Origin of the sequence: Brachybacterium sp. (assembly GCF_036379615.1) — a bacterium.
Classification (GTDB): Bacteria; Actinomycetota; Actinomycetes; order Actinomycetales; family Dermabacteraceae; genus Brachybacterium.
Genome location: NZ_DASVGJ010000018.1, coordinates 43,434 through 65,346 on the forward strand (window position 1 = coordinate 43,434; position 21,913 = coordinate 65,346).

Annotated in this window: 22 protein-coding genes; 5 read left to right on the forward strand and 17 right to left on the reverse strand. The window is 71.2% G+C overall.

Annotated features, from left to right (window positions below; translation table 11 throughout):
* Position 1: 1 nt before the first annotated feature.
* Positions 2–1,270, reverse strand: a complete 1,269-nt coding sequence (dinB, locus tag VF289_RS03910) for a DNA polymerase IV (RefSeq protein ID WP_330881284.1) — start codon at positions 1,268–1,270, stop codon at positions 2–4.
* Between the two features lie 84 nt (positions 1,271–1,354).
* Entirely contained in the window at positions 1,355–1,843 is a 489-nt protein-coding gene (locus VF289_RS03915) for an SAV_6107 family HEPN domain-containing protein (protein ID WP_330881286.1), read from the reverse strand.
* A 153-nt stretch (positions 1,844–1,996) separates the two neighbouring features.
* On the opposite strand from VF289_RS03915, the gene VF289_RS03920 reads away from it, so the two are divergent.
* Positions 1,997–2,854, forward strand: a complete 858-nt coding sequence (locus VF289_RS03920) for a fused MFS/spermidine synthase (protein ID WP_330881288.1) — start codon at positions 1,997–1,999, stop codon at positions 2,852–2,854.
* A 175-nt stretch (positions 2,855–3,029) separates the two neighbouring features.
* On the opposite strand, the gene VF289_RS03925 is transcribed toward VF289_RS03920, so the two are convergent.
* Both VF289_RS03925 and VF289_RS03930 read right to left on the reverse strand, forming a co-directional pair.
* On the reverse strand, positions 3,030–3,233 hold the full coding sequence (locus VF289_RS03925) for a cold-shock protein (protein ID WP_096164087.1): 204 nt from the start codon (positions 3,231–3,233) through the stop codon (positions 3,030–3,032).
* 303 nt (positions 3,234–3,536) lie between these two features.
* Positions 3,537–4,514, reverse strand: coding sequence for a PAC2 family protein (locus VF289_RS03930; RefSeq protein ID WP_330881298.1), 978 nt, complete (start codon positions 4,512–4,514; stop codon positions 3,537–3,539).
* Between the two features lie 152 nt (positions 4,515–4,666).
* Between VF289_RS03930 and VF289_RS03935 the strand changes: the two genes are divergently transcribed.
* On the forward strand, positions 4,667–6,910 hold the full coding sequence (locus tag VF289_RS03935; protein ID WP_330881300.1) for a DNA helicase: 2,244 nt from the start codon (positions 4,667–4,669) through the stop codon (positions 6,908–6,910).
* 256 nt (positions 6,911–7,166) lie between these two features.
* On the opposite strand, the gene nrdR is transcribed toward VF289_RS03935, so the two are convergent.
* Positions 7,167–7,640 (reverse strand): transcriptional regulator NrdR, encoded by a 474-nt coding sequence (gene nrdR, locus VF289_RS03940; RefSeq protein ID WP_330881301.1) that lies wholly within the window; start codon positions 7,638–7,640, stop codon positions 7,167–7,169.
* Between the two features lie 28 nt (positions 7,641–7,668).
* Positions 7,669–8,061 carry a LysM peptidoglycan-binding domain-containing protein gene (locus tag VF289_RS03945; protein WP_330881303.1) on the reverse strand — a complete coding sequence of 131 codons (393 nt, stop codon included), beginning with the start codon at positions 8,059–8,061 and terminating at the stop codon, positions 7,669–7,671.
* Positions 8,062–8,244: 183 nt separating this feature from the next.
* Here VF289_RS03945 and lexA point away from each other — a divergent pair, with 183 nt between their 5' ends.
* The gene (lexA, locus tag VF289_RS03950; RefSeq protein ID WP_330881305.1) at positions 8,245–8,949 is read left to right on the forward strand and encodes a transcriptional repressor LexA; all 705 of its coding nucleotides are present in this window, start codon (positions 8,245–8,247) and stop codon (positions 8,947–8,949) included.
* Between the two features lie 114 nt (positions 8,950–9,063).
* Here lexA and VF289_RS03955 read toward each other — a convergent pair whose 3' ends face one another.
* Positions 9,064–11,085: an ATP-dependent DNA helicase gene (locus VF289_RS03955; RefSeq protein WP_330881307.1), complete on the reverse strand. Its 2,022-nt coding sequence runs from the start codon at positions 11,083–11,085 to the stop codon at positions 9,064–9,066.
* Positions 11,086–11,155: 70 nt separating this feature from the next.
* Positions 11,156–12,718: a GTPase HflX gene (hflX, locus tag VF289_RS03960; protein WP_330881309.1), complete on the reverse strand. Its 1,563-nt coding sequence runs from the start codon at positions 12,716–12,718 to the stop codon at positions 11,156–11,158.
* A 212-nt stretch (positions 12,719–12,930) separates the two neighbouring features.
* Here hflX and VF289_RS03965 point away from each other — a divergent pair, with 212 nt between their 5' ends.
* Complete coding sequence (locus VF289_RS03965) at positions 12,931–13,554, forward strand: class I SAM-dependent methyltransferase (protein ID WP_330881311.1); 624 nt, start codon at positions 12,931–12,933, stop codon at positions 13,552–13,554.
* Between the two features lie 8 nt (positions 13,555–13,562).
* Here the strand turns inward: VF289_RS03965 and dapF are convergent, their stop codons facing one another.
* Both dapF and miaA read right to left on the reverse strand, forming a co-directional pair.
* Positions 13,563–14,414: a diaminopimelate epimerase gene (gene dapF, locus VF289_RS03970; protein WP_330881313.1), complete on the reverse strand. Its 852-nt coding sequence runs from the start codon at positions 14,412–14,414 to the stop codon at positions 13,563–13,565.
* 11 nt (positions 14,415–14,425) lie between these two features.
* Positions 14,426–15,427 (reverse strand): tRNA (adenosine(37)-N6)-dimethylallyltransferase MiaA, encoded by a 1,002-nt coding sequence (miaA, locus tag VF289_RS03975; RefSeq protein ID WP_414644437.1) that lies wholly within the window; start codon positions 15,425–15,427, stop codon positions 14,426–14,428.
* A 169-nt stretch (positions 15,428–15,596) separates the two neighbouring features.
* Between miaA and VF289_RS03980 the strand changes: the two genes are divergently transcribed.
* The gene (locus tag VF289_RS03980) at positions 15,597–16,088 is read left to right on the forward strand and encodes a YbjN domain-containing protein (protein WP_330881318.1); all 492 of its coding nucleotides are present in this window, start codon (positions 15,597–15,599) and stop codon (positions 16,086–16,088) included.
* A 149-nt stretch (positions 16,089–16,237) separates the two neighbouring features.
* Here the strand turns inward: VF289_RS03980 and miaB are convergent, their stop codons facing one another.
* The 7 genes from miaB to pgsA all read right to left on the reverse strand — a co-directional run bounded on the left by miaB (position 16,238) and on the right by pgsA (position 21,882).
* Positions 16,238–17,857 (reverse strand): tRNA (N6-isopentenyl adenosine(37)-C2)-methylthiotransferase MiaB, encoded by a 1,620-nt coding sequence (miaB, locus tag VF289_RS03985; protein ID WP_330881319.1) that lies wholly within the window; start codon positions 17,855–17,857, stop codon positions 16,238–16,240.
* A 21-nt stretch (positions 17,858–17,878) separates the two neighbouring features.
* Complete coding sequence (locus VF289_RS03990; protein WP_330881321.1) at positions 17,879–18,568, reverse strand: regulatory protein RecX; 690 nt, start codon at positions 18,566–18,568, stop codon at positions 17,879–17,881.
* A gap of 3 nt (positions 18,569–18,571) precedes the next feature.
* A complete protein-coding gene (gene recA / locus VF289_RS03995) occupies positions 18,572–19,678 on the reverse strand; it encodes a recombinase RecA (RefSeq protein WP_330881323.1) in 1,107 nt (368 codons plus the stop codon).
* A 243-nt stretch (positions 19,679–19,921) separates the two neighbouring features.
* The gene (locus VF289_RS04000) at positions 19,922–20,146 is read right to left on the reverse strand and encodes a DUF3046 domain-containing protein (RefSeq protein WP_330881325.1); all 225 of its coding nucleotides are present in this window, start codon (positions 20,144–20,146) and stop codon (positions 19,922–19,924) included.
* Between the two features lies 1 nt (position 20,147).
* On the reverse strand, positions 20,148–20,453 hold the full coding sequence (locus VF289_RS04005; RefSeq protein ID WP_330881327.1) for a helix-turn-helix transcriptional regulator: 306 nt from the start codon (positions 20,451–20,453) through the stop codon (positions 20,148–20,150).
* A 220-nt stretch (positions 20,454–20,673) separates the two neighbouring features.
* Positions 20,674–21,258: a nicotinamide-nucleotide amidohydrolase family protein gene (locus VF289_RS04010; protein ID WP_330881329.1), complete on the reverse strand. Its 585-nt coding sequence runs from the start codon at positions 21,256–21,258 to the stop codon at positions 20,674–20,676.
* 24 nt (positions 21,259–21,282) lie between these two features.
* Entirely contained in the window at positions 21,283–21,882 is a 600-nt protein-coding gene (gene pgsA, locus VF289_RS04015; RefSeq protein ID WP_330881331.1) for a CDP-diacylglycerol--glycerol-3-phosphate 3-phosphatidyltransferase, read from the reverse strand.
* Positions 21,883–21,913: the final 31 nt, after the last annotated feature.

The following is a 21,913-nucleotide window of genomic DNA, read 5'->3' on the forward strand; positions in this document are numbered from 1 at the left end:
CTCACATGCCTCGCGTCTCCGCGTCGTCCGGACCGGGCGCTCCGGGCTGCTCGGTGGGGCGTCGTGCGAGGTCAGCCGTGGGGCCGAATGTTGATCCTCGGCCCAGGCTGTCGGCGCCGAAGCGGTCCAGCGCGCGATCCATCGCGGCCTCCAGGTCCTGCCAGCCGGCCGACCTATCGGTCAGCTCGGACTGCAGGGCGACTCCTGCGGCGGGCTCCAGATGCGCGGCCCGCACCCCGGCCAGGCGGATCCGGCGCATCGTCGACCGCTCGCGTTCCCACAGGGAGACCACCTGCTCCCGCAGCCTCTCCCCGCTTGCGGTGGGGTGATCGAGGGTCGAGGACCGGGTGATCGTCGTGCCGTCCGGCGCGCGGAGCTTGAGCACCACCGTCCGCGCGACGAACCCTCCGCGGCGCAGCTGTCTGGCGACGTCATCGGCCATCTGGGTGATGCGGCGGCGCACCTCGGCGGGATCGGTGAGATCCGTGTCCCAGGTGCGCTCGGTGCCGAGCGAGCGGTCCTTGGTCCGTGTGCCCAGCCCCGTGCGGTCGCTGCCCTCGGCGAGCGCCATGATCTCGGGGGCTCGCGGCCCCACGGCACGCGTGAGGGTGGAGCGTGGGATCTCGCGCAGCTGTCCGATCGTGCGCACACCGATCCGCGCGAGCGCCTCCTGCGCCTTGGGGCCGATGCCGGAGATCACCGAGACCGGGAGCGGGGCGAGGAACTCGGCGGTACCGGCGGCGGGCACGATGAGCTGCCCATCAGGCTTGGCCCGGGCGGAGGCGATCTTCGCGACCGCTCGCGAGACGGATCCTCCGACCGAGCTGGGCAGGCCGAGCTCCTCGCGGATCCGCGCCCGCAGCAGGCCGGCGATCTGCGCAGGTTCGCCGAACAGCCGACGGGCCCCTCGCACGTCCAGGAAGGCCTCGTCGACGCTGATCTGCTCGATGTCCGCGACGACGTCCCCCAGCAGCTCCATCACCCGGCCGGAGATCGTGCGGTAGACGTCGATGCGCGGCGGCACGATGACCAGGTCCGGTGCCAGCCGGCGCGCCGTGGCCATCGGCATCGCGGAGCGGATGCCGCGGGTGCGGGCCGGATAGCTGGCCGCCGCGACGACGCCCCGGGCGCCGGCGCCTCCCACGACCACGGGAAGTCCCTGGAGGGTCGGATCGTCCCGCACCTCGATGGAGGCGAAGAAGGCGTCCATGTCCAGGTGGAGGATGCCGGGAAGCTCCTCCTCTGCGTACGCCTCACCTCGCGCGTCCATCGGCACCTCCCTCGTCGGGAGGCACTGTACCCGGGCTCCTCCGTGCTCCTGGCACCGCCCGGCGACCAGCTCCGGACTCGCCGCTCAACCAGCCGCCGCGAGGTCGGCGAGGTGGGTGGGGAAGTCCTCGAGGAGGCGAGGGGCGATCTCGTCGAGATGCGCGGCGGTCTCCTCGAGATGGCGGCGCAGCAGATCCGGATCCGGAAGGGCGGAGGAATCCCGATCCAGTCGCATCCGCTCGTCCACGAGGGGGCCCAGGCGGGCGGCGCGCTCGGCGTCCCGCCCGCCGAGCCGCTCGAGCGCGGCCCACACGTTCAACGGCAGCGCGCGGCGCCGTTCGCGGTTGGCCCGCGAGACGAGGACCCCGGCACCCCGCAGGGCCGCACGATGCACGAGCTCGTAGGCCTCGCGCGGATCCTCCTCGGTCAGGTTGCGGCCCTGGCGGAGAAGGTCCCGTGCCCGTTCGAGATCTGCCTGGTCCTGGTCGAGGCGGGCCAGACGCAGTCGCACTGAACGGGCGTCGGCGACAGTGAGCGCCGGGGCACCTCGGCGGCGGGGCATCGTGCGGTTCATCTGTCTCCTCCTCCCGGGACTGGGGCCGACGCCTGCGCCGACCTGATGTCCAGAAACCTATGCGCGGGGTGTGACGGACGACGGTGTCCACCGCCCGGTGTGGAGGGAGCGGGAGTGGGGAGGAGCGGTCATCGGATCTCCTAGAGTGGAGCGATGTCCCGCCGCGACCGCTCCCGCCGTGCCGCCTTCGCGCAGCTCGGTCCCCTCGATGCCCCGATCCCCCTCTCCACGGGGACGGCCCGGCTGACCATGGAGAACGACGGCTCGGTGCTCCTCGAGGTCAACGGGGTGCCGTCCTCGCACCTCCACCCCGACCCCGAGCATCTCGTCTTCGAGTACATGCGCTGGATGCTCCTGGTGATCGACCGTCACCTGGAGGGGTTCAGCACCTCGGGCACCCCTGGTGAGGCGGGGACCACCGCTCCTCAACTCGCCCATCTGGGCGGCGGGGGCTGCTCGCTGCCGCGGGCTGTCGCGGCCCGCCACCCCCGGAGCCGGCAGATCGTGGTGGAGATCGACGCCCTGCTCGCCGAGCAGGTGCGCGGGTGGTTCGACCTTCCGAGATCACCGCAGCTGCGGCTGCGCACGGATGACGCCCTCAGCGCGCTCGAGTCCTGGCGCGAGGACCGCTTCGACGTCCTGGTGCGGGACGTCTTCAGCGGGGCGGTCACCCCTGCGGAGCTGACCTCGGCCGCGGCCGCCGCTCACGCCGACAGGGTCCTCAAGGACGGCGGGATCTACCTGGCGAACTGTGCGGCACCGCCCGGGAGCGGCTTGATGGCGGACGAGGTCGCGACCCTCTCCTCGGTCTTCCCGCACGTCGGCGTCATCGCCGAGCCGGCACACCTCTCGGGCAAGCGGCGGGGGAACTGCGTCCTGCTCGCCTCACGCCAGCCTCTCCCCGAGGCGATCGACCGCGATCTGCGATCGGATGCGGTCTCCGTCCGGCTGGCGCGACCGCCCCAGGTCGAGGCGCTCGCGCGGGCCGGTCGCGTGCTGCCGCCTCGCTGAGATCTCCGCGCTCGGGTCTTCCTGCCGGGGTCTACCCGCACGCGGAGGCGCAGCCGCACGCGCTCGCACGCCCCTCACCGGGCCACGCCCCCGTTGCGGCCGTGCCGACGACGACGGACCGGGCAGGAGCGCGATGCTCCTGCCCGGTCCGCGATGCTTACGGAAGTACCGTCGTTCAGAGGGGGCGGACCTGCTCGGCCTGCGGACCCTTGTCGCCCTGGGTGACCTCGAACTCCACGCGCTGACCCTCGTCGAGCGCGCGGTAACCGTCCATGTCGATCTTGCTGTGATGAACGAAGACGTCAGCGCCGCCTCCGTCGATCTCGATGAATCCGAAGCCCTTTTCGGCGTTGAACCACTTGACCGAGCCCTGTGCCATACCTGTCACCTTCTGTGTCGTCCTTCATCGATCGCACGACGCGATCGCGGTGCCGCGTGAAGCCGTCCCCCGCCGGAGCGGGTGGCGCATTGGTGCGTGCCGTACTGCGTGCCGAGGCACCGTCGTCGGACTGTCCTGCTGGACCTGCATCACCGCAACAGCTTCATTCTGTCATGACCGTGGCCCGGTTCACACGGAGACGGCCGAGACCCGATCACGAAGAGGTAACGAACTGGCCTCCGGCAGCGTGAGCGGTCCGTCCGCGCGGTCTCCCCGCACGGTCTCCCCCACGGCGTGCCGGAGTCAGCGGGACGGCGGCTCCTCCGGGGAGTCGCCGTCGTGATCGGCGAGGAACCGCTCGAAGTGCTCCCCGAGCTCCTCGGCCGTCGGGAGGTCCATGGTGGTCGCGAGCGGGGAGGAGTCACCCTCCTCGCTCATCGAGTCGTACTGCTCCTCGAGGGCGCCCACGATCTGTCGCACCTCGGCGTTCTGCGCGATCGTTCCCTGCAGCGCCACGGTCGCCGCGTCGGTGAGATCACCGAGGTGGACCAGCGGCAGATCGAGCTCGGCCGCCTCGCTGACCCGGCGCAGCAGCGCGAGCGCGCCGCCGGGGAAGTCCGTCCGTGCCAGATAGTGCGGGACCTGGGCCGCGTACCCCATCGCCGGATGCCCCGCCTTGCCCAGCCGGTGCTCGAGCAGTGCGCTGAACGCCGCCGGGATCACCAGTTCGGGGGTCCCCTCCTCGCCCGCCTCCGGCGTCGTCCCCGGTGCCGGGGTGGCCCGCGTGCCGGGCCTGCCCAGCAACGACGGATCATTGGCGTGGGCGTACAGGCCGATGGGACGGGTGTGCGGCACCGCCATCGGCACCGCTTGGATGCCGACCACGCGCGCCACGTCGAAGTACTCCACGAGGTCGATCAGGGCTTCGGTCAGTCGGCGCCATTGCAGGTCAGGCTCGGGACCGTCGAGGAAGAGGAAGGGACGGTCGCGCTCGTCGTACATGAGGGACAGGGTCAGCTCGGGGATCTCCACGTCCACATAGGAGGTCCCGTCGAAGGTCGCATGCGGCCGGGCGCCGCGATAGTCGAGCAGCTCGTCCGTGTCGAAGGAGACCAGCCGAAGGTGGCGCAGCTCGTCCCGGAGGTAGGTCGCGGCGATGCGGCAGGCATTGCCGGCATCGACCATCCCCGGCAGCGCGTGGACGAGGGTGAGCCCCGAGCGGGGCACGGCCTCCAGCACCTCGGTGGACTCGAACCGGTACAGGTCACGGGGGTCACGCATGATGGCTCCTCCCTGACTGGCGACCGGACGACGTTCACCTGATGGCTCACGAACCCAGGCCCGTCCACCATAATGGACCACCGTGCTTCGCAGATCCGGGGTCCACCGGGCGAAGGGGCGGCACGAGGACGCACAGGGTGAGAGGCAGGGCCGTGGACGACGCTGAGGGACAGATCGCCCGGGAGATCGCACGTGAACAGGCATACGCCGACCGGCTCTACGAGCGGTTGGACGAGCTGATCACCCAGGTCGAGCGAAATCTCGACCAGATCCAGGGCTCACAGCACGCCTCCACCCATCAGAACCGGTCCGAGCGGGACTCGTTCATGGCGCTGTACGAGGATCGCCTCGCGCTCCTGCGCTCGGTCGCGCGGGGCGTCGTCTTCGGGCGCCTGGACATGGACGACGCGGCCCGGCACTACATCGGCCGCATCGGACTGTTCACCTCCGACCGGGAGCAGCTGCTGGTGGACTGGCGAGCCCCGGCCGCGGCGGCCTTCTACCGAGCCACCAGCACGGACCGCCTCGCGGTACGGCTGCGGAGGCATCTGATCAGCCGGGGACGCACGGTGGTCGGGCTTGAGGACGACGTGCTGGACCAGACGGTCCTGGAGGGCCGGGACCACGACGTCGTGCTCCAGGGAGAAGGCGCTCTGCTCGCCGCAGTCTCCGGCAGGCGCACCGGGCGCATGGGCGACATCGTGGCGACGATCCAGTCCGAGCAGGACCGGATCATCCGCTCGGACAACCGCGGCGTGCTCGTCGTCCAGGGCGGCCCCGGCACCGGCAAGACAGCGGTCGCACTGCACCGCGCGGCCTACCTGCTCTACACCCATCGGCGGCGCCTGGAGCACACCGGCGTGCTGATCATGGCCCCCACCACCGGATTCCTGCGCTACATCGAGCGAGTGCTGCCGAGCCTCGGCGAGTCCGGCGTGGTGATGCTCACCCCCGGCGAACTGTTCCCCGGCGTGGAGACGTTCCTGCATGACGAGGACGACGTCGCACGCATCAAGGGCGACGTCGCGATGGCCGAGCTCATCAGCAGTGCGGTCAAGCAGCGGCAGGTGGTTCCCCGCGAGGACGTCTCCCTGCGCGTCGACGGCGTCCCCCTCACCCTCACCCGGGAGGCGATCCGATCCGCCCGCCGGGAGGCCCGCGCCTCGCACAAGCCCCACAACGCGGCACGTGCGGTGTTCGTCCGCGCCGCCATGGACCGCCTGGTCGAGAGCTACGAGAACTCGCTGAAGGCACAGGGGAACACGGTCATCCCCGAGGACCGCCCGGACCTCCTCGCCGACCTGCGCCATGATCCCGAAGTCAAGCGCCAGCTCAACCTCGCCTGGCTCCCCTACACCCCGCAGGGATTCCTGCGGATCCTCCTCTCCCGACCGGACCGGCTGCGGGCCGCCGCACCCCAGTCCCTCGCCGAGCGGATCGACCTGCTGGCCCGGCCCAAGGACTCCCCCTGGACGGTCGAGGACATCCCGCTGCTGGACGAGGTCGCCGAGCTGCTCGGCGAGGACTCGGCACCGGCCGAGGCGCGCGCGCGGGACGACGCCGAGCGCCGCAAGGCAGATGTCGAGTACGCACGGAAGGTCATCGAGAACATCGACACCTCGGGCATCGTCCGCGCCGAGGACCTGGCGGACCAGGTCAGCCAGGTCCGCGACGGCAGGACCCTCGCCGAGCGCGCCTCCGCCGAGCGGAGCTGGACCTATGGCCACGTCGTGGTCGACGAGGCGCAGGAGCACTCCCCGATGAGCTGGAGAGCGCTGATGCGTCGGGCCCCCACGAAGTCGTTCACCGTGGTCGGTGACGTCGCCCAGACCTCCTCCGCCGGCGGAACGGACTCCTGGGCGGCAGCACTGTCCCCGTACATACAGGACCGGCTCCAGGTCGAGCACCTCACCGTCAACTACCGCACCCCACGCCGGATCATGGACCGGGCTGTCGCGATGGCCCAGGCGCACGACCTGCCGGTGACTGCCGTGAGCTCCGTGCGCGATGGCGATCGGGATCCGCTGATCGAGAGGACGGCGGACGCCGAGCTCGCTGCGCGGGCAGCGGACGCCGTGACCGCCGTGCACGAGGAGCGGCTGGGACGGACCGCCGTCATCGCGGCGCAGGAGCGCGTCGGGGAGTTGGTGTCCGTCCTACGATCCCGTGCGGGGCTGCCGGCCATCGGCGTCGGGTCCGCGGGCGTGGACGACGAGATCGCGGTCATGACCGCTCAGGATGCCAAGGGCCTCGAGTTCGATGCCGTGGTGATCGTGGAGCCTGCAGAGCTGATCGACGCCCACGGCGCCGGAGACCTCTATGTGGCGATGAGCCGGCCGACCCAGCACCTCGGAGTCATCCACTGCCGCCATCTTCCCGCCGGCATCTCGGACTGACTGCTCACGGCTCCCCGGGGACGGGCCTGGGGAGCCCACGGACACGGTGCCGTCCCGGCCGCACCACCGGCCTCGGGACGAGGATCGGCGGCCGTGGCTTCCCCTCCACGACCGCCGATCTGGTGTGCACTGCGAGAGCGCACGAGGGATATCTTATGCACAGGAACCGGTGTCTCCGCACCAGATCCGCGAAATGTGGACGGACCGCCGCCTCGGTGCCACCCGAGGAGCCGCTCCGCTCCCCTGGCGTCACCCCTCAGGCAGGCGCGGACCCGGCGCCCTGAGGTGCCTCTGCGCGCAGTCGCGCGATCGCGGCCTCGAAATCCTCGAGCGTGTCGAAGCCCTGGTAGACGCTCGCGAAACGCAGATACGCCACGACGTCCAGCTCCTGGAGCGGCTGCAGGATGGACAGACCCACCTGATGGGCGTCGATCTCCGCGACTCCGCTGGAGCGGATGCTCTCCTCGACGCGCTGGGCGAGCAGAGCGAGCTGGTCGTCGCTGACCGGTCGCCCCTGGCACGCCTTGCGCACCCCGGAGATCACCTTGGCCCGGCTGAAGGGCTCGCTGACCCCGGAGCGCTTGAGCACCGAGAGGGAGGCCGTCTCCGAGGTGGAGAAGCGACGCGAGCAGTTGGGGCACTGACGGCGCCGTCGGATGGTCGCGCCGTCATCGGACGTGCGGGAGTCCACGACGCGGGAATCGGAGTGGCGGCAGAACGGACAGTGCATCCGCTCAGGGTACCGGCACCGGAGCGCCTCAGCGGGTGGCGCCCTCGACCGCCGGCAGCTCGATCTCCTGCCCGGCCGTGACGCGGGGGGTGGTCAGGTGGTTGTGGGCACGCACCTCGGCGACGTACTCCTGCGTGCTCATGCCCTTCGGCGCGTGCTCCTCGGCGTAGCCCCACAGGGTGTCGCCGGCCTCGACGGTGATCGTCACGGGCTGCTGGCCCTCGGTCCCGGCCAGCGCGGGCAGATCGACCAGCAGCAGCACGGCGGCGGCCACCAGGAGGCCGAGCAGGAAGGCGGACGCCGTCAGGAGCATCCTGCCGCGCCGGGTGGGCTCGAGTCGAACGCGTGCTCGAGAATCCTGCCCGTGACGGGCGGCCTCCTGCGACGGGAAGGGAAGAACCGTGACGGTGGCGGTACGCATGTCCGAACTCCTGTTCGATCGAATGTCTGTGCGACTGTAACCCGGTCCGTCCGCGACACGCAACAGAAACCTCGAACACATGTTTGGATTCCGCGGTGAGCCGACCTACTGTGGGTCACAGGACAACAGAACCGCGAGGGTCCGACAGACGACGCCCGCACGACGACGCCAGGAGGCCTCACGATGACGCCGAGCACCCCCAAGCCGACCCGGGCGCGCGGCGACGCCCCGGCCGACGAGCGCACCGAGGGCCTCACGCGCAGGCAGCGTCTGATCCTGGTGACGATCAACGAGGCGGTGGCGGCCCACGGCTATCCGCCCACCATGCGCGAGATCGGCGACGCGGTGGGGCTGACCTCGTCGTCCTCGGTCGCCCATCAGCTCCAATCCCTCGAACGCAAGGGATTCCTGCGTCGCGACCCCAAGCGGCCGCGGGCGATGGAGGTCGTGATGCCCGATGCGGACGACGCACCGGCACCGCCCGCCTCGGCGCCGGAGCCCGAGATCGTGTCGAACTCCGTGTCCGTGCCGCTGGTGGGCCGGATCGCGGCCGGTGTGCCGATCACGGCCGAGGAGCAGGTGGAGGACGTCTTCACACTCCCCCAGCGCCTGGTCGGCGACGGCGACCTCTTCCTGCTCCAGGTGGTCGGCGATTCGATGATCGACGCGGCCATCTGCGACGGAGACTGGGTGGTCGTGCGGTCACAGAACACCGCGGAGCGCGGGGAGATCGTCGCCGCCATGATCGATGGCGAGGCCACTGTGAAGACCTTCGTGCAGCGGGACGACCACGTGTGGCTGATGCCCCACAACCCGGCCTTCGCCCCGATCCTCGGTGATCACGCCGAGATCCTGGGCAAGGTCGTGGCGGTGCTGCGCACCGTGTGACCGCCCCTGCAGGTCGCTCAGGCGCTCCAGCCGCAGGCCGGACGGGTCTCCGCCGCAGGCCGCGCCGGTCTCCGCCGCTGGCGAGGCAGTGCGCGGCCGCAGATGAGGCAGTGCTCAGCCGTCGGCGAGGCGGCGCAGTGCGGCCAGAGCGACCTCCGGGTCCGCCGTCGGCCACAGCGGCGGCATCGACTCCCGCAGGAAACCGCCGTATCGCGCCGTCGCGAGCCGCGGATCGAGCACTGCGACCATGCCGCGGTCCGCGTCGGAACGGATCAGGCGCCCAGCACCCTGCGCGAGCAGCAGTGCGGCGTGCTGCGCGGAGATCGACATGAACCCGTTCCCGCCGCGGCGGCCGATCCGCTCCTGGCGGGCCGCGGTCAGGGGATCGTCCGGGCGCGGGAAGGGTATCCGGTCGATGGTGACCAGGCGCAGGGATCTGCCGGAGACGTCCACGCCCTGCCACAGGGTCAGGGTGCCGAACAGGCTGGCGTCCTCGTCCTCGCGGAAGGTGCGCACCAGGTTCGCCATCGAATCCTCGCCCTGGACCGCGATCGTGAGGTCGAGCCGCGCCCGGACGTGCTCGGCCGCGAGCTCCGCTCCCCTCCGCGAGGAGAACAGGCACAGCGCGCCGCCGCGGGAGGCCTCGACCAGCTCAGTGAGGTGGTCCAGCATCGCCGGCGACGGCCCCTCCCTGCCCGGCTGCGGCAGGTGGCGCGCGGTGTAGAGGATCCCCTGACGTCGGTACTCGAACGGGCTCCCCACGTCGAGCCCGGCCCAGGCGTTCGCATCCTCCAGGGGCGGGACCTCCTCGGGGTCCATGCGGGCCGTCCTGGCCAGCCCGACCTCACCGGCGGCCGGTTCGAAGCGTCCGCCGAGGGCGAGGGTCGCCGAGGTGAGCACCGTGGTGCGCTCCTCCAGGATCGCGCCGCGCATGGCGCCGGCGACGCTCATCGGAGCCACCTGGATGCTCGAGCGGCCTGTGGCCTGGGAGTGGGAGATGGAGACCACGTCGTCCTCGCCGGGCGCGGTCAGCCGTTCGCAGACGTCGATGATCTCCTGCAGAGTCGCGCGCACCGTCTTGCGGGCACCGGCGGAGGAGTCCCCACCGGCGTCCTTCGCCTCCGAGTGTGCAGTGCGCGCCTCGACGCGGAGCTGGACGAGGGCGTCGGCGAGCCGTTCCGGGAGATCACCGATCACCCGACCGTCCGGTGAGAGCTCGAGGGCCTCGCGCAGCTCCTCGGAGGCGTCGTCGAGCGCGGTCGCGGCCACGGCGAGGCTCCGCAGGTCCCGGACCGTCCCCCGCAGCATGCCCGGCGTGAGCACATCGGTGACGGCGCTGGTGACCCGGGCGGAGAGGTCGTGCGCCTCGTCGAAGACGACGACGTCGTGATCGGGTATGATCCCGTGGCTGTCGAAGGCGTCGATGGCGAGCAGGGCGTGATTGGTGACCACGATGTCGACCTCACGGGCGATCTCGCGGCTGCGCTCGGCGAAGCAGTCCTCGACCATCGGGCAGCTGTTGCCGATGCACTGGGTGCCGGTGACGGAGACCTGCCGCCAGGCGCGGTCCGAGACCGCGTCCTCGAGCGAGTCGCGGTCGCCGCTGTCGGTCTCCTCGGCCCACTCGCGCAGGCGACGCACCTGCTCCCCCAGACGCTCCCCGCCGCCGCGGGAAGGGTCGGTCGATGCCTCGGCGAACAGGGCCCCAGGCTCGATGTCGACCGGATAGCCACCGGCGATCTTGTGCTTGCACAGGTAGTTCGCCCGCCCCTTGAGCAGCGCGAAGGTGGGCGTGCGCGGCAGGTGCGCAGCGACGGCCTCGACCAGGCGAGGGAGGTCCTTGCGCACGATCTGGCTCTGCAGCGCGATGGTCGCGGTGGAGATGACCACCGGTCGCCCGCTGACCAGGGCGTGGCGCAGCGCAGGCACCAGGTAGGCGAGGGATTTGCCGGTGCCGGTCCCCGCCTGCACCAGCAGATGGCGGCCACCGGACATCGCCAGGTCGACGGCCTCGGCCATCGCCTGCTGGCCGGGCCGCGGGCTCCCTCCGATCGCCGTGACCGCGGCGTCCATCAGCGTGTCCAGAGGGATGCGGCCTGCCGCGGGAGCGGTGGGGTGTTCGGTCGCGGCGGTCATCCGCTCAGCCTATCCGCGCCTCCCCCACCGTGCGCTCAGGCGCCCTGCGACTGGCCGCAGCCTCCCGGGCTCAGACGGTGCTGCGGAGCTCGGCGGCGAGGGCGTCGTCCACCCGGGCGTGCAGGCGGGTGCCCTCCATCAGGTGCTCCTCCGAGAGCACCTCCCCCGTGGTGTGGACGCGGGAGATGAGATCCCCTCGGGAATAGGGGACCACCAGGTCCACCTCGATGGCGGGGCGCGGCAGACGCTCGGCGATCAGCTCGCGCAGCTCCTGGATCCCGTCCCCGGTCCGCGCGGAGACGACCACGGAGTCGCCGACCTGGCTGCGCAGCCGCGCGATGGTCTCCGGCTCCGCGATGTCCGTCTTGTTCAGCACCACGATCTCGGGAACGTCGAAGCCCTCGAGCTCGCCGAGCACCGTGCGCACCGCTGTGATCTGCCCCTCGGGGTCGGGATGCGAGGCGTCGACCACGTGCAGCAGCAGATCGGAGCCGCCGACCTCCTCCAGCGTGGAGCGGAACGCCTCAACGAGCTGTGTGGGCAGATGCCGCACGAAGCCGACGGTGTCCGCATAGGTGAACTCGCGGCCGTCCGGGGTGGTGGTGCGGCGGACGGTCGGGTCCAAGGTCGCGAACAGGGCGTTCTCCACCAGCGCCCCGGCCCCGGTGAGCCGGTTCAGCAGCGAGGACTTCCCGGCGTTGGTGTAGCCGGCGATCGCGACGGCCGGGATCCGGTGGCGTCGCCTGTCCGCACGCTGGGCCTCTCGGCCGGGGGCCATGGCCTTGATCTCACGGCGGAGCTTCGACATGCGGTCGCGGATGCGCCGCCGGTCCAGCTCGATCTTCGTCTCGCCGGGACCGCGGGAGCCCATGCCGGCGCCGGCGCCGCCCACCTGGCCACCGGCCTGGCGGGACATCGACTCGCCCCAGCCTCGCAGGCGGGGCAGCAGGTACTCGAGCTGGGCGAGCTCGACCTGCGCCTTGCCCTCCCGGGACTTGGCATGCTGGGCGAAGATGTCCAGGATCAGCGCGGTGCGGTCGATGACCTTCACCTTGACGACGTCCTCGAGTGCACGGCGCTGGCCGGGGGCGAGCTCGCCGTCGGCGATCACCGTGTCCGCACCGTTGCCGGCGACCATCTCGGCGAGCTCCGCCGCCTTGCCCTTGCCCAGGAAGGTCGCCGGGTCGGGATGGGCGCGGCGCTGCAGCACCCCGTCGAGCACCTCGGAACCGGCGGTCTCGGCGAGCGCGGCGAGCTCGCGCAGGCTGACCTCCGCCTCCTCAGCGTTTCCGGTGGTGTACAGACCGGCGAGGACCACTCGCTCCAGCCGGAGCTGGCGGTACTCGACCTCGGTGACGTCCTCGAGCTCGGTGGAGAGACCCGCCACACGGCGCAGGGCCTGCCGATCGGCGAGATCGTACTGCTCGCCGTCGGCCTCGGAGCCGTAGGTGACGGCGGACAGTGAGGCGTCGCCCCGGGCGAGGATCCGCTCGGTGAGCGGGTCCCGAACGGGAGCGGGGGTGGCATCGGGCTGGTCCGCACTGCTCGAGTGCTCCGCGGCCCCGGTTCCTCCCGAGCTGGTCCCGTCGACGTCGGTGTCGGATTCGGGTTCGGGGTGGAAGGCGATCGGCACGGTGTGGGCACTCCTCGGGTGGGGGATATCGAGGTCCCCAGAATCCCATGTCCGGCGGCGCGGGTCGAGGGATTTTGCGCTGGGCGGAGCGGTGCCTCGCGCGGAGATCGTCCGCAGGGGTCGTCCGCGCAGGCCGTCTGCGGAGACCGTCCGCGGCGGCGCCATCGGCCCCGTCGGCCCCGTCGGACCCTGCGGCTCCGTATCCTGCTCGGGTGGACGAGCACTACTTCACCCCCTCCCCTGCCACCGACGATCGTCGCTTCCCGCTCCGGGTGCGCCTGGCCGGGCGCGATCTCGATCTGGTCTCGAGCGCCTCGGTGTTCAGCGGTCGGGGCCTGGACAAGGCGACCGCCGTGCTGCTGGATCGACTGGACGAGATCACCGACCCTCCTCGTGGCGCGACGATCGTGGATCTCGGCTGCGGCTGGGGTCCGATCGCGCTCACCGCCGCCCTGCTGCATCCGGAGTCGACGGTGTGGGCGGTGGACGTCAGCGAACGCGCTCGGGAGCTCACCACGGAGAACGCCCGGCGTGCGGGCCTGGACAACGTGAGGGTCGTGACCCCGCAGGAGGTCCCGGAGGACCTCGCACCGGACGCGATCTGGTCGAATCCGCCGATCCGCATCGGGAAGCAGGCCCTGCACGAGCTGCTGCGGGAGTGGACGGCGCGGCTCGCCCCCCAGGGCACCGCCGCGCTCGTGGTGGGCAGGAACCTCGGCGCCGATCCGCTCGCCCGATGGCTCGGCGAGCAGTTGCCCGACCGCACCGTCGAGAAGGTCGCGAGCGCGAAGGGATTCCGCGTGCTCGAGGTGGGACCGGCCGAACCGAGCTCCTGAGGGCCTGTTCAGACGAGCGTGGTGCCGTCCGCCACCAGCTGGGCGGGCCCGGTGAGCAGGACCTCGCCGTCCGGTGCCCAGCTCACCTGCAGCCGCCCGCCCGGGACGTCGACGGTCCAGGGCTCGCGGGAGTCGTCCCCGGCACGCAGCGCCGCAGCGACGCCGACCGCAGCCACCCCGGTCCCGCAGGAGCGGGTCTCCCCCACTCCTCGTTCGAGGACCCGCATCGCCACGTGGCGATGACCGCGGGGGCTGACCAGCTCGATGTTCGTCCCCTCCGCAGGAGCGGGATCGGCCACCGGGGGGCGGACCGTCAGATCCAGATCCTCCAGCGCGAGGTCCTCGGGGAGGAAGGCGACAGAGTGGGGGTTGCCCATGTCGACGTCAGCCGCCTCCAGGTGGTGCCCGTCGACCACGACCGCTCGCGCCTCCGGCACCAGCCGGCTCCGCCCCATCCCCACCCGCACCGACCACGGGGCGCCGTCGGTGGCGGGGGCCTCGAGGATCTCGACGGTGCGCACGCCCGCCCGGGTCCACAGCGCGAAGCTGTCCTCGTGCACATGGCCGGCGCGCCGCAGGTGGGCGGCGATCACCCGAACCCCGTTGCCGCACATCTCCGCGAGGGAGCCGTCGGCGTTGCGGTAGTCCATGAACCACTCCGGAGCGTCCTGCGGGGCATCGATCCCTGCCCGTCGCGTGCGGACGGCGCGGATCACGCCGTCCCCTCCGATGCCGGCGCGGCGGTCGGCGAGCGCGATGACGGCGGCGGCATCGAGCTGGAGCCGGCCCTCCGGATCGTCGAGCACCACGAAGTCGTTCTCGGTGCCGTGGCCCTTGGTGAAGTCGATGTGCTCCGTCATGGGTCCCGAGCCTACGGCCCGAGCGCCTCCGGCGCCGTGACCGCCGCCTCGATCTGGGCTGTCGCCCGATCGAGGAGCTCCTCGCCCGCGTCAGCCTCCAGCCAGTGCACCCGCGGGTCCCGCCGGAACCAGGTGTCCTGCTTGCGCACCAGGCGCCGGGTACCGGCGATGGTGTCCTCGATCGCCTGCGTGCAGGTCATGGTGCCCTCGAGCACGGCCAGTCCCTGCTCATAGCCGATCGCGCGACGCGCGGTGCGGCCCTGCTCCAGTCCCTGCTCGCGCAGGGAGCGGATCTCGGCGAGCAGGCCGTCATCGACCATGCGGTGCACACGTCGTGCGATGCGCTCATGCAGCGGCGCCCGGTCCAGTCGCAGCCCCAGCTGGACCGTGCTCGGATCGTGATGATGGGGCCGGGGCAGGAAAGCGGCGAAGGGTCGTCCCGTGAGCTCGCCGACCTCGAGCGCGCGCACTATCCGGCGTGTGTCGCGGGGGCCGATGGTCCGCGCCGCCTCGGGATCCGCGGCCAGGAGCTCCCGGTGCAGGGCCGCGACGCCCTCCTCGGCGGCGCGCTGCTCGAGACGGAGGCGGACCTCGGGATCCGTGGGCGGGAACTCGATGTCGTCGAGCGCAGCGCGCACGTAGAGACCGGAGCCACCCACCAGGATCGGGACCCTCCCCCGGGCGCGGATGCCGGCGACTGCGTCCCGGGCCGACTGCTGATAGGCGGAGACGCTCGCCTCCTCGGTCACCTCCAGCACGTCCAGCAGGTGGTGCCGGACGCCACGGCGCTCCGCCTCGGTGACCTTGGCGGTGCCGATGTCCATGCCCCGGTACAGCTGCAGCGCATCGGCGTTGACGATCTCCCCGTCGAGCCGTTCGGCGAGGGCGATCGCGAGGTCCGACTTACCGGTGGCGGTCGCGCCGACCAGTGCGATCAAGGGGCTGCCCTCGGTGCTGCCGCGGCCGACGGGTGCGCTCCCGCGGGGCGTGGGCGATGGGTCCGAGGCATCCATGATCGGCATGCTATCGGCGGGAGGACCCGCCCTGAACGGCACCGCAGTCGGAGGGTCAGCGGGATCACGGTCGTCACCGAGCCCATTCCGAGGAGGAGGGAGTAGGGTGATCCGCGATCCGATCCCTCGGATCGCTGTGGACCCCGACGCCGAACGCCCGAGGTGGGAAGTGACTGCACCGAACGAGTCCCCTGTTCAGGCGGGCAAGGACTCGACCGACGAGCTCGCCCCCCTGTCCCTGTCGAGGGTCGAGGGGAGCCTCGCCCGACATGGCTACGCCTTCGTCGAGGACGAGGAGCACCCGGAGATCCTGCGTGCTCGCTTCGACGACTACCGATTCCAGTTCATGGTCTCCGGCGATGAGCACGGCGTGCTCCAGACCCGTGGCCGCTGGAGCCATTCCGTGGACGTCTCGCGCAAGGTCGAGATGGTCAAGCTCTGCAACGAGTGGAACATGAACCGGATCTGGCCGAAGGTCTACGTGCGCCGCGAGTCGGAGGGCCTGCTGGGCGTCTACGGCGAGCTGGCTGCGGACTTCCGCACCGGAGCGCTCGACGCACAGATCGACAACGCGATCTCGTGCGGACTGAGCACGGTGATCGCCTTCTTCCACAGCCTCGAGGAGAGACTCGGAGCGGAGCTCGACGAGCTCGACAGCTGAGGCGCACCACCGGGTCGGGCAACCGCACTGCCCGACCGGGCGACCGCCCCGTCCAACCGCCCGACCGGGCGACCGGACGACTTCGCAGAACGGCACCTCACCCCGTCGGGGAAGAGGTGCCGTTCTCGAGTGCGGACGGGGCGCCGGGTTCAGCGCATGCGCAGGCTGGGCATCCCCAGGACGACCGGGCCGCTCGGGGCGGAGGCCCCGCCGGTGCCGCAGGAGCTGCCGGCGTCCAGCCCCAGCTCCCCGGCCTCCCAGGCGTCCCCGGAGCGGGTGCGCCGCACCGAGAAGCGCTCCAGCGGCGTTCGACCGAGACCCGGCCCGGCGCCGTCGGTCACAGCGAGAGCGCTGTCAGCGATCAGGTAGTGCGGGGCCGCATGCGTGACGATCGCGGTGACCAGGTCGCCGGGACGCGGGCGGTCCTGCTGCGCGATCCCCTCAGGCAGCGAGAAGTGGACCAGTCGGTGGTCGCGGGCCCGTCCGGAGAGACGGTCGGTCCGAGAATCCCGCGTGCCCTCGCCCTCGGCGACCAGGATCTCGACCGAGCGACCCTCGAGTGCCAGATTCTCCTCAAGGGTGATGCGGTCCTGCAGCGCGGTGAGCCGCTCGAAGCGCTCCTGGACGACCTCCTTGGGCAGCTGGCCCTCCATGGTCGCTGCCGGCGTGCCGGGGCGGATCGAGTACTGGAAGGTGAAGGCGCTCGAGAAGCGGGAGGCCTCGACCACCTCGAGGGTGCGCTGGAAGTCGTCCTCCGTCTCACCCGGGAAGCCGACGATGATGTCGGTGGTGATCGCCGCTTCGGGGATCTGCTGCCGCACCCGATCCAGGATTCCCAGGAACTTCTTGGACCGGTAAGAGCGCTTCATCCGGCGCAGCACGTCGTCGCTGCCGGACTGCAGCGGCATGTGCAGCTGCGGCATCACGTTCGGGGTCTCGGCCATGGCCTCGATGACGTCGTCGGTGAACATCGCCGGGTGCGGGGAGGTGAAGCGCACCCGCTCCAGTCCGTCGATCTCACCGCAGGCCCGCAGCAGCTTCGCGAAGGCGCCGCGATCGCCGAACTCCACGCCGTACGAGTTCACGTTCTGCCCCAGCAGCGTCACCTCGATCGCGCCGGAGTCGACGACGTCGCGGACCTCGGCGAGGATCTCGCCGGGCCGACGGTCCTTCTCCTTGCCGCGCAGCGAGGGCACGATGCAGAAGGTGCAGGTGTTGTTGCAGCCCACGGAGATCGAGACCCAGGCGGCGTAGGCGGATTCACGCCGGGTGGGCAGAGTGGAGGGGAAGACCTCGAGGGACTCGAGGATCTCGACCTGTGCCTCCGTGTTGTGGCGCGAGCGCTCCAGCAGCACCGGCAGCGAGCCGAGGTTGTGGGTGCCGAAGACGACATCGACCCAGGGGGCGGCCTCGACGATCGCGGAGCGGTCCTTCTGGGCGAGGCAGCCGCCGACGGCGATCTGCATGCCCGGGTTGGCGTCCTTGCCGGGCCGCAGCGCCCCGAGGGTGCCGTAGAGCTTCTTGGCGGCATTCTCCCGCACCGCGCAGGTGTTGAACACGATGATGTCGACCTCGCCCCGGCGAGCGTCGGCCCCGGCGGGGGCTGCGACATAGCCGGAGTCCTCGAGCATGCCGGTGAGCCGCTCGGAGTCGTGGACATTCATCTGGCAGCCGAAGGTGCGCACCTGGTAGGTGCCACGGGGCTGGGGAGCGGTGCCGTCGGTGCGAGGGTCCGGCGCCGAGTGCGGGGCGAGGGAGCTGAGGGACATAGTGCCTCCAGGGTACGGCGCTCAGCTCTCCGGGGCCTCCGCGGCGGAGCGCAGTTCGCCGGAGATCACGTGGACTGCGAGGGACCCCGGATATCCCTTGCGGGTCAGCAGGGCGTCGAGTCGCCGGGAGAGGCGTCGGCGGTGGCTGCCGTCCCGCTCGCGGCGGAGCCGCTCCCGGTCCCCCGCGCCGATGCGGGAGCGGACCAGCTCCCGGCAGCGCTGCTCCTCGTCCGACTCCCCGGACTCGAGCGCGGCCCGGATCCAACGGTCCTCGACATGCTTCGCCGAGAGCTCCCGTCGCAGCGCCTCATCGCCCAGCGCCCGCAGGGCACGGCGCTGTGAGACCCAGTCCCGGGCGAAGGCCTGGTCGTCGATCAGCCCGGCGCGGTCGATGCGAGCCATCACCTCGTGGGCGATCGCTCCGGGCACCTCGCGCTCGGTGAGCCGTTGCCGCATCTCCCCCGCCGACCGTCGCCGTGTGGCCAGCAGTCGCATCAGGTATCGGCACTCGTGGACCACGGCCTTCTCCCGTGCGGCGTGCTCCGGATCAGGGGCGGAACGGGGGCTCTCGAGGATCCGTCGGGTCCGGTCCTCGAGCTGTCCACGGATCTCGCCCGCCGAACGGCGATCTCCAGGCACCGGGGCAGCGCGATCGCCGCCGGCGCCGGCGACCCTCGGGTCGTCGGCGCCGGCGGCACGGGAGGGAGGCACCACTCAGATGGTGACAGGGACGTCCTCGTCGAGGAACTCGTCCTCGCCGAGGGTCTCCTCGACCTCGGGGGCGGCCTGCTCGGCCGCGTACTTGCCCACCCCGAGGGTGCGCAGGATCTTCTCCTCGATCTCCGCAGCCAGATCCGGGTTGTCCTTGAGGAACTGGCGGGAGTTCTCCTTGCCCTGGCCCAGCTGGTCCCCCTCGTAGGTGAACCAGGCACCGGACTTGCGGACCAGACCATGCTCGACGCCGAGGTCGATCAGGCCGCCCTCACGGGAGATGCCTTCCCCGTAGAGGATGTCGAACTCGGCCTGCTTGAAGGGCGGGGCCATCTTGTTCTTGACGACCTTGACGCGAGTGCGGTTGCCCACGGCGTCGGTGCCGGTCTTGAGGGTCTCGATGCGGCGGATGTCCATGCGCACCGAGGCGTAGAACTTCAGCGCCTTGCCACCGGTGGTGGTCTCGGGGCTGCCGAAGAACACACCGATCTTCTCGCGCAGCTGGTTGATGAAGATCGCCGTGGTGCCGGAGCTGGAGAGCGCGCCGGTGAGCTTGCGCAGCGCCTGGGACATGAGGCGAGCCTGCAGGCCGACGTGGGAGTCGCCCATCTCGCCCTCGATCTCGGCCTTGGGCACCAGCGCCGCCACCGAGTCGATGACGACGACGTCCAGTGCTCCGGAACGGATCAGCATGTCCGTGATCTCAAGCGCCTGCTCTCCGGTGTCCGGCTGGGAGACCAGCAGCGCATCGGTGTCGACGCCGAGCTTCTTCGCGTACTCGGGATCCATCGCGTGCTCTGCATCGATGAAGGCGGCGATGCCGCCGTTGCGCTGGGCATTGGCGACCGCGTGCAGGGCGAGAGTCGTCTTGCCGGAAGACTCCGGGCCGTAGATCTCGACGATGCGGCCTCGGGGCAGGCCACCGATGCCGAGCGCGGCATCCAGCGCGACCGAGCCGGTCGGGATCACCTCGACCGGGGGGCGGGTGTCGTCGCCGAGACGCATGATCGAGCCCTTGCCGAACTGGCGATCGATCTGGGCGAGGGCATTGTCGAGCGAGGAGCCGCGATCCTTCGATGCGGACTTCGGTGCTGACTTGGGTGCAGCCATGAGCGTGTTCCTTCCTGGGGGCCGGGGGTGCCGACGCGGTGACCATTGCGGCCACATTAGGCGCCGCCCCCGACATTCGCCGCCGTCCCCGTCCCACTGTGGAGACAGCGGCATTGGGGAGGAGACGTCGATGCAGGGATGGGTCCGGCCGGACCGTCGAGCACCACATTACCGAACAGACGTTCGAACGTGGGTCAGGGAGCGGCGTGGGACATCGGCGTGTCGCGCGCCGGCGTCCGGGCCTCAGCGCCGGCGCTGGGCCGCCGGGATCTCCCAGCGAGAGGTCTCGGGAACATCCATCGCGTCGCAGAGCGCCGTCCACACCGCACGCACGGCGACCCCGCGCTCGAGGGCCTGGGCGGCGGTGAGGCCGTCGATCTCCTCGAGCACGAGGTCGTGCGTGTAGGTGCGGGAGAGGGTCGGGCCGAACACGTGGTCGGCCAGCTCCGCGAACTCGCTGCGCCGCACCTCAGTGGGCGCCGACCAGCGGCACCGCGCCGTCGGCGAGGCCCTCCGGGACCGTGTCCGGGATCGTGACCTGCTCGGCGACCGCGATCCGTTCGGACACCTCGCGGAGCACGAAGGACAGCGGGAGGCCGAGGGCGTCGGTCACGGAGACCAGCAGTTCGCTCGAGGCCTCCTTCTGGCCGCGCTCGATCTCGCTGAGGTAGCCCAGCGACACGCGGGCGTCGGAGGACACCTGCCGCAGAGTGCGGCCCTGGGAGCGGCGCGCGTCGCGCAGCACGTCGCCCAGCTCCTGGCGGAACAGGATCATCGACCTGCCTCCCTTCCTCTGGCTCGGAGTGAACTGATGTATGGCGGGGTGGTGGTACGTCGATGTCATCACGAACAGCTCAACGCCGCTCCCCACGAAAGTGTTCCCCAGAGTGTAGTGGCCCACGCCCGGACTCCGCCTGAGAGGTGTGCATACCGGGACGGTGGGGAGGAAGAGTGTGGCCTGCACGGGCCCGAGCTGGCCTGAGCTGGGGAGGCGCTCAGTCGTCGAGCACGGAGCTCAGCAGTGCGAGCGCGGCGTCGACGGTCCGGGAGCGGATCAGGGCTCTCCCGCCGCTGAGACGGAGTTCACGGGTGAGGGTCGGGAGACCGCGCCGGGCGAGACCGAGGTGCACCGTGCCCTCGGGGATTCCGCGATCGTCGGCCCCGGGACCTGCCACCCCCGTGGTGGAGAGTGCGAGATCGGCGCCGTACAGCCGCAGGGCGCCGTCGGCCATGGCCGCGGCGACCGTCGCGGTGACCGCGCCGGTGGCGGCGAGCATCTCCGCGTCGACTCCCAGCACGCGGGTCTTGGACTGCAGCGAGTAGCAGGTCGCGCCCCCGGCGATCACGGCGCTCGCGCCGGGGACATCCACCAGGCGCGCGACGAGGGCGCCGCCGGTGAGGGACTCCGCGGTGGCCAGCCGCCACCCGCGCTGCGCGACCCGTCGCAGGAGCACGGCCGGGTCCAACTCCTCCACCGGGTCCGGCTCCCCCACCGGGTCCGACTCCCCCACCGGGTCCGGCTCTCCCGCCAGGCCCGTTCCTGAGCGGGGAGCGGTCCCGCCGACCGTCGGGCCGGTCATCAGGAGCCGCTCACCGCGAGCAGGTCACCGGGCATCGGCGCCGCCCGCCAGGGCCTCGCGACGCAGTCGCATGCCGTCCTTGATGTTGACCAGGCCGGACCAGACGGTCAGCACCACGGCCAGCAGGATCAGGGCGAGCCCGATCCACGTCGCGGGCGACCACCACAGCTCGAAGGGGATCAGGCAGAACGTGATCGCGATCGTCTGGACCATGGTCTTGGCCTTGCCCGCCATGTTCGCCGGGAGAGCGCCGTGCTTGAGGATCGTGAAGCGCATGACGGTGATGCCGATCTCGCGCACCAGGATGAGGATCGTCATCCACCACGGCACGTAGTCCCAGACCGAGAGCATGATCAGCGCCGCCCCGGTCATCGCCTTGTCCGCGATGGGGTCCATGAGCTTGCCGAAGTCGGTGATCAGGTTCCGGCTGCGGGCCAGGTGACCGTCGGCGAAGTCCGTGATCATCGCGAGCACGAACACACCGGCCACGAGCAGGCGTCCCGGCACCGTGTCCGGGTACAGGACGGCGAGCACCACCAGCAGCGGCACCATCGCGCACCGCACCATGGTGAGGATGTTGGCGATGTTCCAGAGCGGGACCTCTGCGGGGCGAGGTGCGGTCATCGGGGGCTCCTGGGCTGCGGGACGGATCGGG